The sequence below is a fragment of the Acinetobacter sp. 1294243 genome (genome assembly GCF_000588015.1).
GTDB lineage: Bacteria > Pseudomonadota > Gammaproteobacteria > Pseudomonadales > Moraxellaceae > Acinetobacter > Acinetobacter pittii.
Genome location: NZ_JFXG01000018.1, coordinates 1 through 14,318 on the forward strand (window position 1 = coordinate 1; position 14,318 = coordinate 14,318).

The 14,318-nt window shown below is 39.5% G+C and carries 13 protein-coding genes; 5 read left to right on the plus strand and 8 right to left on the minus strand.

What is annotated here, in order from left to right:
- Window position 1: 1 nt before the first annotated feature.
- Window positions 2–871 (minus strand): IS3 family transposase, encoded by an 870-nt coding sequence (locus tag J655_RS25775; protein WP_106405999.1) that lies wholly within the window; start codon window positions 869–871, stop codon window positions 2–4.
- 5 nt (window positions 872–876) lie between these two features.
- Complete coding sequence (locus tag J655_RS25780; protein ID WP_002120495.1) at window positions 877–1,386, minus strand: helix-turn-helix domain-containing protein; 510 nt, start codon at window positions 1,384–1,386, stop codon at window positions 877–879.
- A gap of 381 nt (window positions 1,387–1,767) precedes the next feature.
- Between J655_RS25780 and J655_RS25595 the strand changes: the two genes are divergently transcribed.
- Window positions 1,768–2,070 (plus strand): hypothetical protein, encoded by a 303-nt coding sequence (locus J655_RS25595; protein ID WP_004793054.1) that lies wholly within the window; start codon window positions 1,768–1,770, stop codon window positions 2,068–2,070.
- Here J655_RS25595 and J655_RS20550 read toward each other — a convergent pair.
- Window positions 2,063–2,968, minus strand: a complete 906-nt coding sequence (locus J655_RS20550; protein WP_032052925.1) for a LysR family transcriptional regulator — start codon at window positions 2,966–2,968, stop codon at window positions 2,063–2,065. The genes J655_RS25595 and J655_RS20550 overlap by 8 nt on opposite strands.
- Before the next feature lie 111 nt (window positions 2,969–3,079).
- On the opposite strand from J655_RS20550, the gene J655_RS20555 reads away from it, so the two are divergent.
- The gene (locus J655_RS20555) at window positions 3,080–4,318 is read left to right on the plus strand and encodes an SGNH/GDSL hydrolase family protein (RefSeq protein ID WP_032052927.1); all 1,239 of its coding nucleotides are present in this window, start codon (window positions 3,080–3,082) and stop codon (window positions 4,316–4,318) included.
- A 49-nt stretch (window positions 4,319–4,367) separates the two neighbouring features.
- Here J655_RS20555 and J655_RS20560 read toward each other — a convergent pair whose 3' ends face one another.
- The 5 genes from J655_RS20560 to J655_RS20580 all read right to left on the minus strand — a co-directional run bounded on the left by J655_RS20560 (window position 4,368) and on the right by J655_RS20580 (window position 10,556).
- Window positions 4,368–5,723 (minus strand): MFS transporter, encoded by a 1,356-nt coding sequence (locus J655_RS20560; protein WP_032052929.1) that lies wholly within the window; start codon window positions 5,721–5,723, stop codon window positions 4,368–4,370.
- Between the two features lie 100 nt (window positions 5,724–5,823).
- The gene (locus tag J655_RS20565) at window positions 5,824–7,113 is read right to left on the minus strand and encodes a DcaP family trimeric outer membrane transporter (RefSeq protein ID WP_081403813.1); all 1,290 of its coding nucleotides are present in this window, start codon (window positions 7,111–7,113) and stop codon (window positions 5,824–5,826) included.
- A 277-nt stretch (window positions 7,114–7,390) separates the two neighbouring features.
- Complete coding sequence (locus J655_RS20570) at window positions 7,391–8,062, minus strand: class I SAM-dependent methyltransferase (protein ID WP_032052934.1); 672 nt, start codon at window positions 8,060–8,062, stop codon at window positions 7,391–7,393.
- A 71-nt stretch (window positions 8,063–8,133) separates the two neighbouring features.
- The gene (locus tag J655_RS20575; RefSeq protein ID WP_032052936.1) at window positions 8,134–9,828 is read right to left on the minus strand and encodes an AMP-binding protein; all 1,695 of its coding nucleotides are present in this window, start codon (window positions 9,826–9,828) and stop codon (window positions 8,134–8,136) included.
- A gap of 110 nt (window positions 9,829–9,938) precedes the next feature.
- Window positions 9,939–10,556, minus strand: a complete 618-nt coding sequence (locus tag J655_RS20580; protein ID WP_032052938.1) for a TetR/AcrR family transcriptional regulator — start codon at window positions 10,554–10,556, stop codon at window positions 9,939–9,941.
- Between the two features lie 144 nt (window positions 10,557–10,700).
- Here J655_RS20580 and J655_RS20585 point away from each other — a divergent pair, with 144 nt between their 5' ends.
- Genes J655_RS20585 through J655_RS20595 form a run of 3 tightly spaced genes read left to right on the plus strand, consistent with a single transcriptional unit; the run spans window position 10,701 to window position 14,312 of the window.
- On the plus strand, window positions 10,701–11,873 hold the full coding sequence (locus tag J655_RS20585) for an isovaleryl-CoA dehydrogenase (protein WP_032052940.1): 1,173 nt from the start codon (window positions 10,701–10,703) through the stop codon (window positions 11,871–11,873).
- Between the two features lie 24 nt (window positions 11,874–11,897).
- Window positions 11,898–13,499: a carboxyl transferase domain-containing protein gene (locus tag J655_RS20590; protein ID WP_032052942.1), complete on the plus strand. Its 1,602-nt coding sequence runs from the start codon at window positions 11,898–11,900 to the stop codon at window positions 13,497–13,499.
- A 9-nt stretch (window positions 13,500–13,508) separates the two neighbouring features.
- The gene (locus J655_RS20595; RefSeq protein ID WP_032052944.1) at window positions 13,509–14,312 is read left to right on the plus strand and encodes an enoyl-CoA hydratase/isomerase family protein; all 804 of its coding nucleotides are present in this window, start codon (window positions 13,509–13,511) and stop codon (window positions 14,310–14,312) included.
- Window positions 14,313–14,318 lie beyond the last annotated feature (6 nt).

Below are 14,318 nucleotides of genomic sequence, written 5' to 3' on the forward strand. Positions count from 1 at the left end.
GTTAAGCAGTTTTTAAAAACTGGTTTCTATATTGTACAGGGGATAAACCTTGTAGCTTCACCTTGATTCTCTCATGATTATAATAATGAATGTACTCTCGTATAGTTTTCTCTAACTCATCAGTTGATTGAAATTTTTCACCATGAAAGCACTCCGATTTTAATATTCCAAAGAAGCTTTCTATTACAGCATTATCTAAGCAATTTCCTTTACGAGACATACTTTGAATTAAACCATGTTGCTTTAATTGCTGTTGATAATGAGCCATTTGATATTGCCATCCTTGATCTGAATGGAGAATTGGTTTCTCATGTCGCTTAAGTTTAGCTAAAGCATGAATGAGCATATCTTTCACTAACTCATAATTGAGTTTACGTTGGATCCGGAAGGTAATAATTTCCCCATTAAATAAATCTATAATTGGTGATAGATAAAGTTTTTCACCGTTAACATTAAATTCCGTCACATCAGTTGCCCATTTCTGGTTGGGACGGTTCGCTTTAAATTGCCGTTGCATAATGTTATCGGCCACCATCCCGACACAACCACTTTTATATGAGCGATATTTTAGTGCTCTGATACGTGATTTAAGTCCCATAGTTTTCATAAGACGATATACACATTTATGGTTGATTATTATTCCTGTACTTTTCAGAGCAAGAGTAATTCTACGATAGCCATAGCATCCCTTATGCTTGTGATATATGGACTTGATCTGCTGTTTTAACTCAGTATATTTATCCTTAGAGCGTACAGCTTTCATGTGATAGAAATAAGTACTACGAGCGATCTTGGCAATACTGAGTAAGAGCTTTAATGGATAAATTTGCCTTAATTCTGAAATAACTTGAACACTGTCTGCAGTAGAAATTGAATTTAGGTACGTTGCTTCAGTTTTAAGGCTTTTAGCTTTTTTAAAAAGGCAACCTCTGCTCGTAAAGCGGTCACTTCATCAATGAGCTCCTGCTGAGATTTATCTTTGTCATCTTTTACAGACTTGGTTATTTTAGTTTTATCTTGTTTAAGCATATTGGTATAAATCCTCGTGGTATTAAACCCAGCAATCCCTTCTTTATGATACTGAGCTAGCCACCTTCTTAAAATTGACGTCCCGCTCAGATTTAACCGTCTTCTAACTTCTCTTACCGGTATCTTATCAAGAAGCATTTGTACAGCCTTGATTTTAAATTCGGAAGAGTAGTAGGTTTTTTTAGTTTTAACATTCAGGCCATCTTCACCTTGTGCCTTATAGTTTTCAATCCATAAGCGGATGGTTTGGAGATCTACATTAAATTCTTGTGAAAGGATTTTATATCCTTTACTTCCCTCTAAATAAGCTTGAATGACTTTTAATTTTAACTCTTTTGAATGCTTCGGAATTGGCATAGAGCACACCTCATAAGTTTTAAAAGTCTAACTTATGGGGTGCAGTTCAGAACGGGAGTGGGACACCTTCGGGTGTGCTGGTTTCTTAGGTATCAGTCTGCTAACCCTCTTTCGTTTCACCACCATAATTAATAGCAGTGATTGGGCGTAACTTCTTTTATCAAGGAGTCTCTAATGACTATTATTTTATATCATTTTATTTTTCTTAAAATTTATTATCTTATCGTTCAGCTTAAAACACTTTTAAAGAATTCCTACCATCTTTTTACCTATCCAAACTTTTATCTTTATACGGAAAAAATCTCAAGATTTAACGCCAATTAAAGATTAGAACATCTCTATACCAAATCGAATGATAACAAAAACCAACTAAGAGCAATTATGATGTTTTTTTTATATCGTATTGTTTTAATGTGCATCCTATTAATAAGTTCTATAAGTTTACTAGGTTGCAGATCTATCAGTAAAAATGAATTTAACAGACATTGTGTTTGGGCAGGACGCGCACTTTCACAATGTAATTGTATTTATAACTCTTTAGAAGAACATTATTCGCCACAATTTGTAGAAAACTTACCTAAAGTAAGCTTACAAAATATTGATGCGGATATGCACTTCGTGGAAACAATGAATGAAACCATGCACCAATGTCAGTTAAGTGCCAGAAAAAACTTAATTAACTAATCTTTGCCTGTTCTACCAAGAAATCTAAAAATGCCCTTACACGTTTAGGGACATATTTGTCATGTCCTATCCAAACAGCATGAAATTCTTCAGAAGCATTGATATTCCAGTCTTCAAGAATTTTAACCAATAGTTTTTGCTCTAGCGCTTTTCGAACTTGGAATTCATTAAGCTGTGCAACACCAACACCTGCAAGCGCTAATTGTAAGATTGCTTCTCCATGATTTACTCTCGGGACTTGAGTAGGTGCAAGTGTGATTTCTTGCTCATCTTTTTTAAACAACCATGTTTTATTCTGACGCTGATAACTTACATCCAAAAGCTGATGTTCATAAAGCTCTTCTGGGTGCTGCGGACAACCATACTTTTCAATATATGCAGGTGAACAGACATAATGTTTCTGCGTGCTTCCGAGTGAGCGAGCAACCAAATTTGAGCTTTTTAAAGGCCCTGTCCGGATTGCAACATCAATCCGTTGCTCAACTAAATTAATGACTTCATCACTCAAATGAGCCTCTAATTCAATTTGTGGATAACACTCGTTAAATAGCGAAATACAGGGCAATAAAAAGTGTGTCCAATATGAAAGACTGGTATGAATCCGAATTCGCCCTTGCGGCATATGATTTGCAGTAACTGATTGTTCTAGTTCATCTAAGTTATTGAGTATGTGAATGCCTTGCTCATAAAACTGACATCCTTCACTGGTAAGCTGAAACTGGCGTGTTGAACGGTTCAGTAGTCTGACGCCAAGTCTTTTTTCCAACCGAGAAATTAACTTACTGACCGCAGACGGCGTCATGTCACAAGCTCTTGCAACGGCAGAGAAACTCCCAAGCTCGACCACTCGAATAAAAATTGCCAACTCGCCAGACCGATTAATATCAAAATATGACATAACAAAAGCTATTTATGAATTTCATTCACAAATCTTATTCCGCTTATGTCGCTATAACAAGCCAGCAATTTGTTTCAAGATAACTTTAATTCGTTTTAAAGAGTTCACGAGATGAAACGTTATCAAACCACCCTATTCTCTCTCGTTTTATTTACAAACTTTGCACAATCAGAAGTACAAAAGAGCCAATGGATTACCACTTGGGCAGCCAGCCCCCAAAAAGTCTGGAATAAAGATTTCGTTTTCCCGACCAATATTCCAGAGCAAATATCTAATCAGACCATCAAACAAATCAGTCAAATTAGTTTAGGTGGTGAAGCTGTTAGGCTCGTTTTTACCAATCAATATGGTGATCAACCGCTATCTATTGATAAAACAACTGTGGGAATATTCAAAGGACAAAGTCTTAAATCAAAGAATGCTTATCCAGTTTATTTCTCTGGAAAGCTTAAAGCACAAATTTTACCTGGCAAACAACTGATGAGTGATCCAATCCAATTACCAGTTCCCGATTATGCACAGTTAATGGTAAATACCTTTATTGAAAAGCCCACTACATTTAAAACTTTTCATTGGGATGCGAAACAAACCAGTTGGCTTATTGCTGGCAACCAGACCGCCAACTTAAATACGCCTAGCAGTGCCAAAACAACAACTGCGCGATTATTATTATCGGCTATTGAAATAAAACCGAAACGTAAAGCACACGTTGTTGCGGTCATTGGAGACTCCATTACTGACGGCGCAACTGCAACTTTAGATGCAAATACGAGATGGACTGACTTTTTAGCTAAGCGCTTATCGACCCATCAAATAGCGGTTATTAATAGTGGAATTTCAGGGAATCGACTACTTACAGACGGTATGGGTGACAGTGCATTAAAACGTTTAAACAGTGAAGTGTTTCAATACTCAGGTGTTAAAACTTTAATTGTTTTAGTTGGTATTAATGATATTTCATGGCCCGGTACAGCTTTTGCACCTAAACAACAAATACCGTCGTTTGAAGCCTTAACCGAAGGTTATAAACGTGTTGTAAAGGACGCTCATGAGCAAGGTATTCAAGTGATTGGGGCGACGTTACTTCCCTTTTCAGGCGCTTTACCCAATACACCTTTAGATAACTATTATCAGCCTAACAAAGATGAATTACGCCAGCGCATTAATCACTGGATCAGAACCAGTAAAACATTTGATGGGGTTCTTGATCTTGAGCAAGGCTTAAAAGATTCAAAACATTCTGACCGATTAAATCCAATTTATGATTCTGGAGATCATTTACATCCTAATGATCGCGGTAATCAACAAATGGCAAATCTGGTTGATTTAAACCAGCTAGTTAACAAATAAAACGTCCAGATACAGGTAGGAATTTGTTTCCTACCTGTATCCATATGGATTAATTACCCTCTAACTCGGCGGTAAGTTTTGAAGTAATCGGCTGTTTTTCAGCTGCGTAACGTCTTAAAACCATGACGGCGAAAAGCGCTAAAATTGCAGGGATTGCGATCATCACGAAATTCATTTTATGTGGCAATTCTAAACCCAATAACAAGCCCGTTAAGATTGGACCAACTATTGCCCCAATTCGACCAACACCAGAGGCACAGCCAATCCCAGTAGAACGCACACTTAATGGATAATATTGTGCAACATAACTATAAAGCAGAATTGAGGTCCCAATCGTTGCAGCTCCTGCAACGGTCACCAAACCATATAAAACATAGGCTGGTGACTTAAAGCCTAAACCGATTAATGCTAAAACCCCTGCCAGTAACATTCCCATAATTACAGGTTTTAGATGGAATTTATCAGACAAAATACCCCCACCGATTGAACCGATCATTGCGCCAACATTTAGGGCAAGCAAAAATAAAATACTTTTGCCCAATGAATACCCTGCTGCCAGCATGAGTTTTGGTAACCAGCTACTTAAGGCATACACCATGAGTAAGCACATAAAGAACACGAGCCAAAACATGAGTGTATTGAATGCGCGACCTTGTTGAAATAATCCTTTTACAGAACTACCTGTTGGAACATTATCTTCATTAAGAACTAATTGCGTATGGGTTGTTAGTGTTTGTTCAGGTGAAATTTTTTGAATAATGCGCTGTGCCTGTTCAGTTTTTCCAGTTTTAACTAAAAAAGTTAATGACTCAGGTAAAAACTTCCAGATTACAGGTAATAGAAATAGTGGAATACCAGCAATTAAAAACATAATTTGCCACCCCTGACTTTCAACCAAATAACTACCAATTAAGGCCGAAAGAATTCCCCCAATCGCATAACCACTAAACATGGTCCCTACCAGAGTACTGCGTATACGTTTCGGTGCGTATTCAGAGGTTAAAGCAACTAGATTTGGCATGACCCCACCAATGCCCAGTCCCGCCAAGAACCGAAGCACTCCAAACTCAAGTGGGCTTGATGCAAAAGCACCTAAAAAGGTGAAACCACTAAAAAGAGTGACACAAATTAAAATTACATTCTTACGGCCTATTTTGTCTGCCAAAGTTCCAAAGAACATTGCCCCAAACATCATTCCGCATAGTGCTGTACTTGCTAACATCCCCGCTTGTACAGCTGTTAATGACCACTCTTGCATGAGCAAAGGCAGTACAACGCCATAAATCACCAGATCATAACCATCAAAAACAATAATTAATAAACACCAAAGCAAAATGCTCCAGTGAAAAGGGGTAAATCGAGCCTGATCAATAACTTCATTTACATTTAATTTAGATGTTGTCATTTACTCACCTCCTCTGTGAGATAAATTCATATTTAATTTTTTAAAACGACATATTGCACCCTAAAGAAAAAACAGATTATTCAAGGTCTTGTTGAATAAATTAAAAGTCATAACTCGCCATCATATTGAAGCGGTTATCAATCCCGTTACGGCCATCAAAAGTTTCTCGTTCGCCATACACATATTCGACCCCCAAGGTAATTGGCTTGTAAGGGTTATACAGTGCATTTACCCAGCCTTGCCAAAGCTCTTTGTTTTGAGTGGTGCTATTACGTTGTAATTCGGCAAAACGGTTATCATCTTTGGCTTTCATATAGCCATAAGCTAAGGTTGAACGAATTTGTGGCGTGAATTGATGCGTTAAGCCTAAAGAAACGGTGTCAAACTCATTGCTATGCATATTATTTTGATCATCTATTGCATAGCCGCTGTTACTCCATAGCAAGAAACGCCCATCTCCTTTGACATGGTAATAATCGGCTTTGAGTAATGTATCGGGCGTAATTTGGTATTTACCGCCCAAGCCTACGCCCCAAGCGACTTCCTCATCATTATTCGTTCTCTTTTCGGCGACAAAACTACGTCCCGACAACATCGAGCCATTGGCAAATTTATGATTTAAGCGTCCTACCAAAGCGGGTAAGCGCATTTTATTGTCAGGGTCAGTTGTTGCAGTATATTTCGGGTCTTCAACCGATATTGCAAAACTCGTATTGGCAGTTAAGTTATCGCTATAACGGACGAGCGGTGATCTTAATAATGCACTGCCTACAAATGTGCCTGCATCAATCGTTTCCGGATAATATTCAGGTGCGATAAATGTTGACCACGTTTGACCAATGAGCCATTTATCAAACGTTAAATAAGCATGGCGTATCCGAAACTGATCACGAGTGGCTGCCCCAAAGAAGTCCATTTCTAACTTTCCGCCCACCTCACCCGCGGCCGTCGGGGTTTTAAAATTCAACCCGAAACGTGTCACATTAACCGTACTGTGCAACTGGTCTTTTTGTGCAGATTCTTCTGGCGTGTTCTCAAGTGGAACACCGCTAATATTGTTATACATCGTAGATGCCCCTTTCATTTGATAAGAAGCATCTGCCCGTATATAACCATATAAGTTAAATTCTGCACCAGACTTGGTTAAACCTTGCTGTATTGGTGGTACGGGTACGGCTTGAGGAGGCGCTGAATTTGCTAGTTCCACTCGTCCTTGCGATAAAGATTTTTGCGCCTGCATATTGGCTTGTAACATAGCCCGAAGTTCTTTTACTTCTTGGCGAAGTTGTGCTATTTCAGGATCTGTTTGACCTGCAAAAGCAGAAGACACAAACAGGGTCACAGAAACAGCCAACAGGCTTTTTGGAACCGTTGTATTTAAAACTTTCATCATGAAATTTTCCTTTTGATCTTTAATTCGACTTAAAGATCTCGACATCCTTTTTGTTATGTACCTATCTAAAATAGGTGCTTAAAATTTGCTTTTCTTTCACAAGAAAGACCTTCAATCATATTTTTTAGACAAAACCTCCCTAAAGCGGCCTGAAAACCACTTTTAATTTGTTTTTAAGTGAAGCTAAATCTTCTAATTTTTTTCAGTTTTTATATTCTCTTCCTCATTGAGAATATGCAGGTTTTATATCCGTATTAGCGCTTTCCGAAATCTATTATTTTTTTGCAATAAACCCTTGATACGTCAAAATTTGCGTATAAGGATGCACACTTTCAAAACCAGTTTTTTCTAAAAGTTTTATATATCCTTCAGTGGTTAGGCTAAAAAAGTCTTGCGCCATACGCTCTAACATTTTTTGACATTGTTCTTCTGTTAAGCCTTGTGCCAAGCATAAATAACGTAAAGCTTGAAGATGCTGTGGATTTACACACGTCATTAAATCGTAGGTCAGCAAAACAGCTTTTTCTTCTAAACGATCATAAATATCTTTAAAGAAAACAGGTTTTATATCATCTGCAATAAAATGAGCCACAAGAATAGAAAGTGCAGCATCAAAGCAATTCTCAAGAGGTAAAGCTGACGTTTCACCGTGAACAAAGGTGACTTGAGAAGATTTATCTAAAAGTTCAACCTGTTCCTGAGCTTTTTGCAGCATAGTCAAAGATGGATCAACTGCCGTAAATTTCCAGTTTGGATGACGTTTAAGTAAATATTCGAGTTCATATCCCGTGCCACAACCCACAATTAAAATATGAGCATTTGGTGGTAACACTGATTGCAAAATGGCATCCACCTGTTGATGGATCACCTCATAACCCGGAATTAATTTACGAATATGTTCGTCATATCCTTCGACTACCTTTGGGCTATTAAAGTCTTTTGCCATTTTGCTTATCCTCTATTTAAGCTGCCTTTTAACTTATAGTTTGCTGCACTTTGACCAAACTTTTAACCTCTTTAGTCAAAGACATTTCCAGTTAAGTTAAGTTCAGCTCGCATAATTTCCTGCAATTTAAACTTCTGCGCTTTGCCTGAAGCTGTCATTGGAAACTCATTAAAGAATCGGACATAGCGCGGCACTTTATTATGAGAAATATGCTCTTTGCAGAATTGGCGAATGCTGTCTTCATCAATTTGATGATGTTCATGCAAAATAATACAAGCACAGAGTTCTTCGCCATATCTGGCATCTGGTAAGCCAATGACTTGGACATCGCTTACATCTGGATGAGTGTATAAGAAGTCTTCAATTTCTTTTGGAAAGAGATTTTCCCCACCACGAATCACCACATCTTTAATACGGCCTTTAATTTTAATAAAACCGTCTTGATCCATTTCGGCAATATCACCTGTATGCATCCAACCAGCAGCATCAATGACCTCTTTGGTCTTTTCTTCTTCGCCCCAATAGCCAGCCATCACTGAATAACCGCGAACGCATAGCTCACCTAAAGTGCCTTGCGGAACAATCTGCCCTTCTAAATCGACAATTTTAATTTCAACATGCGGATGAACATGTCCAACCGTGCTTACTCGCTTATCAATCGAATCATTTACAGAACTTTGTACACTCACTGGCGAGGTTTCAGTCATGCCATAACAAATCGTGATTTCAGACATATGCATTCGGTCTATAACACGTTGCATAATTTCACGTGGACAAGGACTCCCTGCCATAATACCTGTTCTTAAGCTCGACAGGTCAAACTCATTAAACTGTTCATGTTCTAAGGTGGCAATAAACATGGTTGGCACGCCATAAGCTGCCGTACAACGCTCTTGATGAATCGCTTTTAAAGTTTCTAAAGGATTAAATACAGCCGATGGATAGACCATGGTTGACCCATGTGTAACGCAGGCTAAATTCCCCATGACCATGCCAAAACAATGAAACAACGGCACAGAAATACAGACTTTATCTTGAGGGGTCAAACGAATGCCTTCACCGACAAAATAGCCATTATTTAAAATATTATGGTGGGTCAACATAGTCCCTTTAGGGTTACCTGTTGTACCTGATGTAAATTGAATATTAATAGTTTCATCAAACTGAAGCTGCTTGGTTAATAGTTTTAATTGTTCTAGCTGTTCAGAAGTTGGTGCGCTGACTAAATCACTAAAGCGATGAATACCCGTATGTTGCTGGTCATCAATTTTAATGACAAATTTTAAATGTGGCAGTCGCTCTGAACTGAGCACTTTATCTGTACAGGTGGTTAACTCAGGGGCAATTTTTGTGAGTAATTCTTGGTAATCCGTCGTTTTGAATTGAGAAGCAATAATCAATCCTTTGCATGAGACCTTATTCAACACATATTCAAGCTCATGACTTTTATAAGCTGTATTTAGATTGACTAAAATAATCCCTGCTTTAAAAGCTGCAAACTGCGTAATGGTCCATTCCACACAATTAGGTGACCAGATCGCTAATCGATCTCCTTTTTTTAATCCCAATTTTAAAAGGCTACAAGCAAAAGCATTTACTTCATCTTGTAAAGCTTTATAGGTTAATCGTCTGTTTTGATGAAAACTAACGATTGCTTCCTTTTCAGCATATTGCCGACAAGCCTGATCAAATTGTTCACCAATGGTCATACCCAATAAGGGCTGTGTGCTTGGTCCCGAGGCGTAGCTTAACCGTTCTTGTTGCATTGAATCATTCTCCTTGATTCTTCTAATTCTCTTCTTACCTGATCTAATTGTTGTTACTGCAACTATTTTTCTAAACCGCCTTCTTTGTGTTGTTTTATCCTTTATATGCCCTATTTCCTCTGCACAGCATCTACACAAAAGTCAGCAATCTGTTTTGAAAAATAGTCTTTATGCGCATGATCAAACTTTGTATTTTGAGCTGGGTCTAGGGGTTCAACCACTACATAGGTCATGGCACCGACAACACAAAGTGCTGCTGTATTTAAATCATCCAAGACAAACTCACCACTTGCATTTCCATCCGCAAGTATTTTTTTAATACTTTGTTTAATCAATTGCTTTACACGAAAACGCTCATGTTCAACTGTTGAATCGACAGGTTCAAACATGAGTGAATATGCAAGCTGAGGGCTATTCAGTGCCCGTTTTACAAAGTTTGCCACAGCCTTGTGTAATTTCTGCTTTGCCGATAAGTCACTTTCAGTAATCGAATCAATCACCAATAGTTCCGTATTAATGGCTTCGGACAAGACTTCAATCAGCACTTGGCTCTTATTATCAAAGTAACGATAAACCAGACCACTTGATACGCCCGCTTGCTCTGCAATTGTTTGTATTTGCGCGTCTTTAAACCCTCCCTCTGAAATTAACTTTCTGGCTGAACTCAAAATCGACTTACGATTTTGCTCCATCCGCTCTTGCATTAAAGATGATCGTTTATAGCTCATAATTTATTCTCTAACAAATAAAATGAATTGTAAATCATTTTATGAATCAGTATTCACTTTTTTAAAAAATCATTGTATGGTAATTATCAAATACCCACAAAATATTTTATGGACAACAAATATAACCAATAGGATGAAGATATCATGAACCTACGCAGCTTGAATTTCGGTCTAGATGAAACTTTAATTGCGCTTCAAGATTCAGTGGCAGCATTTTGTGCAAAGGAAATTGCACCAATTGCCCAACAAGTTGATCAAGACAACAAATTCCCTGCACGTCTCTGGAAAAAATTTGGAGATATGGGCCTTTTAGGCATGACGGTTTCTGAAGAATATGGCGGTGCCAATATGGGTTATTTGGCTCATATTATTGCTATGCAAGAAATTTCGCGTGCTTCGGCAGCCATTGGTCTTTCTTATGGAGCTCATTCTAATTTATGTGTAAACCAAATTAACCGTAACGGTAACGAGCAGCAAAAACAAAAGTATTTACCAAAATTGATTTCTGGTGAATATGTGGGTGCCCTTGCGATGTCTGAACCGAATGCGGGTTCTGATGTCGTTAGCATGAAATTACGTGCTGAACAAAAAGGTGATCACTTCGTTTTAAATGGTTCAAAAATGTGGATCACTAACGGCGGTGATGCAGATGTACTCGTAGTTTACGCTAAAACTGATCCGCAAGCTGGCGCGAAAGGTATGACTGCTTTTTTAATTGAAAAAGGCATGAAAGGCTTTAGTCACGGCAACCACTTAGACAAACTCGGTATGCGTGGCTCTAACACTTACCCGCTGTTCTTTGACAATGTAGAAGTACCTGCTGAAAACGTACTCGGCGGCGTGGGTAACGGCACAAAAGTACTGATGAGCGGCCTAGACTATGAACGTGCAGTTTTAAGTGCTGGACCTTTAGGCATTATGGATGCCTGCTTAGATGTGGTAATTCCATACTTGCACCAACGTGAACAGTTTGGTCAGGCTTTAGGTGAATTCCAGCTTATGCAAGGCAAACTTGCCGATATGTATTCAACTTGGTTGGCATGTAAAGCTCTTGTCTATGCTGTTGGTGCTGCCTGTGATAAAGCTGACCATGACCGCAGCCTACGTAAAGATGCTGCAAGTGCCATTTTATATGCTGCTGAAAAAGCAACATGGATGGCTGGTGAAGCAATTCAAAGTTTAGGCGGCAACGGTTATATCAATGAATTCCCTGCTGGCCGTTTATGGCGCGACGCAAAACTTTATGAAATTGGTGCAGGAACTTCTGAAATTCGCCGCATGCTGATTGGCCGCGAACTCTTCAATGAAACCAAATAATAATTATAAATAAGGACGCATCTTATGAACCAATTACAAAGCAAGATTAATGTTCGAAGCGAAGACTTCAAAACAAACCAGCAAGCCATGCAAACATTGGTCACAGATCTAAAACAAGTTGCCCAGCGTATTGCTTTAGGCGGCGGTGAAAATGCCCGTCAAAAACATTTGGCTCGAGGCAAACTTTTACCCCGTGAACGTATTGACCAACTGATTGATGTCGGCACGGCATTTTTAGAAATTGGTCAATTGGCAGCGTACAACGTTTATGAAGATGATGTTCCTGCTGCTGGGGTGATTGCTGGTATTGGTCAGGTCAACGGCATCACTTGCATGATCGTTGCTAACGATGCAACGGTTAAAGGTGGAACGTATTACCCACTTACGGTTAAAAAGCATTTACGCGCACAAGAAATTGCCGAACAAAATCACTTGCCTTGTATTTATTTGGTGGACTCAGGTGGTGCCTATTTACCAATGCAAGATGAGGTTTTTCCAGACCGTGATCACTTCGGGCGTATTTTCTATAATCAGGCACGCATGTCGAGCCTAGGGATTGCCCAAATTGCTGTGGTGATGGGTAGCTGTACCGCAGGTGGTGCATATGTCCCTGCCATGTCGGATGAAACGATTATTGTCCGTAATCAAGGTACGATTTTCTTAGGTGGTCCTCCTCTTGTAAAAGCTGCAACTGGCGAAGTGGTGAGCAGTGAAGATTTAGGGGGTGGTGATGTACACACACGTCTTTCAGGTGTAGCTGATCATTTAGCTGAAAATGATGAACATGCAATTGCGATTGCACGTAACATTGTCGCTAACCTTAATAAAAAGCCAAACGACTTAAATAAACAAGTCGATGAACCATTGTTTGATGCATCAGAACTCTATGGTGTGGTTCCAAGTGATGCACGTAAACCTTTTGATGTTCGTGAAGTGATTGCTCGTATTGTAGACGGCTCGCGTTTTGACGAGTTTAAAGCACGCTTTGGTTCAACACTGATTACTGGTTTTGCTTCACTCTATGGTATGCCAGTCGGCATTATTGCCAATAACGGGATTTTATTTTCTGAGTCTGCACAAAAAGGTGCGCACTTCATTGAGCTATGCACACAGCGCAATATTCCATTGTTATTCCTACAAAACATTACGGGCTTTATGGTTGGTCGCCAGTATGAAAATGAAGGGATTGCAAAAAACGGCGCCAAATTGGTGATGGCAGTTGCAACTGCAAATGTACCAAAACTCACCCTGATTATTGGTGGTTCGTTTGGTGCTGGTAACTACGGCATGTGTGGCCGTGCTTATTCACCACGCTTTTTATGGACATGGCCAAACTCTCGTATTTCAGTCATGGGTGGCGAACAAGCGGCAAGCGTACTTTCGACTTTAAAGCGTGACCAGATTGAGCAAAAAGGTGCCGAGTGGTCAGCACAAGAAGAAGATGAATTTAAACAACCAATTCGTGAACAATACGAGCGTCAAGGCCATCCGTACTATGCTTCTGCCCGCCTTTGGGATGATGGTGTAATTGATCCAGCTCAAACTCGTCAGGTACTTGGTTTAAGTCTTGCAGCTGCTATGAATGCTCCAATCCAGCCAACCAAATTTGGCGTGTTCCGCATGTAAGAGGTGTATATGAGCTATCAATTTTTACAACTCGAACAACAAGATCAGGTTGCCTATGTTTGGCTGAACCGCCCTGAATTACACAATGCTTTTAATACGACAGTCATTGAAGAACTGCATGCCTGCTTTAAACAAATTAATACGCGTGATGATATTCGTGTAGTGGTTTTAGCAGGTCGCGGCAAAAGCTTTTCGGCAGGTGCCGACCTCAACTGGATGAAGCAGGCAGGTCAGGCATCTTCAACAGAAAATGAAGCAGATGCGTTAAAACTTGCACAAATGCTTGATGCACTCGCAACACTTAAGCAACCGACCATTGCCCGCGTGCATGGTATTGCCTTTGGTGGAGGCATGGGTTTAGCGTCGGCATGTGATATTTGCATTGCCAGCACTGATGCCAAGTTTGCAACATCTGAGGTTCGTTTAGGGCTTGCTCCATCTACCATTAGCCCCTATGTAATTCGTGCAATTGGTGCAAGACAAGCCTCTCGTTACTTCTTAACTGCCGAGCGGATTTCAGCACGTGATGCTAAGCATATTGGTTTGGCACACGAAGTTGCAGATGCCGAAGATTTAGATAAAAAAGTTCAAGAAATTATTGATGCTCTATTACTTGGTGGCCCGCATGCTCAAGCGGCCTCAAAACAACTCATTCAAATGGTGAGCAACCAGACCATGAGCAATGATTTGCTGCAACAGACAGCTCATCATATTGCTCAAGTTCGTCAAAGTAGCGAGGCAAAAGAAGGTCTGAGTGCCTTTTTAAATAAACAGGAGCCTGCTTGGGTTTCTAACTCGAATAACAACAATTAAGGACGA

What these genes read in the sequence shown, in the direction of transcription:
- J655_RS20555 (WP_032052927.1), top strand. Translation starts at nt 3,080, where the DNA reads ATGAAACGTTATCAAACCACCCTATTCTCTCTCGTTTTATTTACAAAC.
- J655_RS20590 (WP_032052942.1), top strand. Translation starts at nt 11,898, where the DNA reads ATGAACCAATTACAAAGCAAGATTAATGTTCGAAGCGAAGACTTCAAA.
- J655_RS20575 (WP_032052936.1), bottom strand. Translation starts at nt 9,828, where the DNA reads ATGCAACAAGAACGGTTAAGCTACGCCTCGGGACCAAGCACACAGCCC.
- J655_RS25595 (WP_004793054.1), top strand. Translation starts at nt 1,768, where the DNA reads ATGATGTTTTTTTTATATCGTATTGTTTTAATGTGCATCCTATTAATA.
- J655_RS20595 (WP_032052944.1), top strand. Translation starts at nt 13,509, where the DNA reads ATGAGCTATCAATTTTTACAACTCGAACAACAAGATCAGGTTGCCTAT.
- J655_RS20550 (WP_032052925.1), bottom strand. Translation starts at nt 2,968, where the DNA reads ATGTCATATTTTGATATTAATCGGTCTGGCGAGTTGGCAATTTTTATT.
- J655_RS20570 (WP_032052934.1), bottom strand. Translation starts at nt 8,062, where the DNA reads ATGGCAAAAGACTTTAATAGCCCAAAGGTAGTCGAAGGATATGACGAA.
- J655_RS20585 (WP_032052940.1), top strand. Translation starts at nt 10,701, where the DNA reads ATGAACCTACGCAGCTTGAATTTCGGTCTAGATGAAACTTTAATTGCG.
- J655_RS20565 (WP_081403813.1), bottom strand. Translation starts at nt 7,113, where the DNA reads ATGAAAGTTTTAAATACAACGGTTCCAAAAAGCCTGTTGGCTGTTTCT.
- J655_RS20560 (WP_032052929.1), bottom strand. Translation starts at nt 5,723, where the DNA reads ATGACAACATCTAAATTAAATGTAAATGAAGTTATTGATCAGGCTCGA.
- J655_RS20580 (WP_032052938.1), bottom strand. Translation starts at nt 10,556, where the DNA reads ATGAGCTATAAACGATCATCTTTAATGCAAGAGCGGATGGAGCAAAAT.
- J655_RS25780 (WP_002120495.1), bottom strand. Translation starts at nt 1,386, where the DNA reads ATGCCAATTCCGAAGCATTCAAAAGAGTTAAAATTAAAAGTCATTCAA.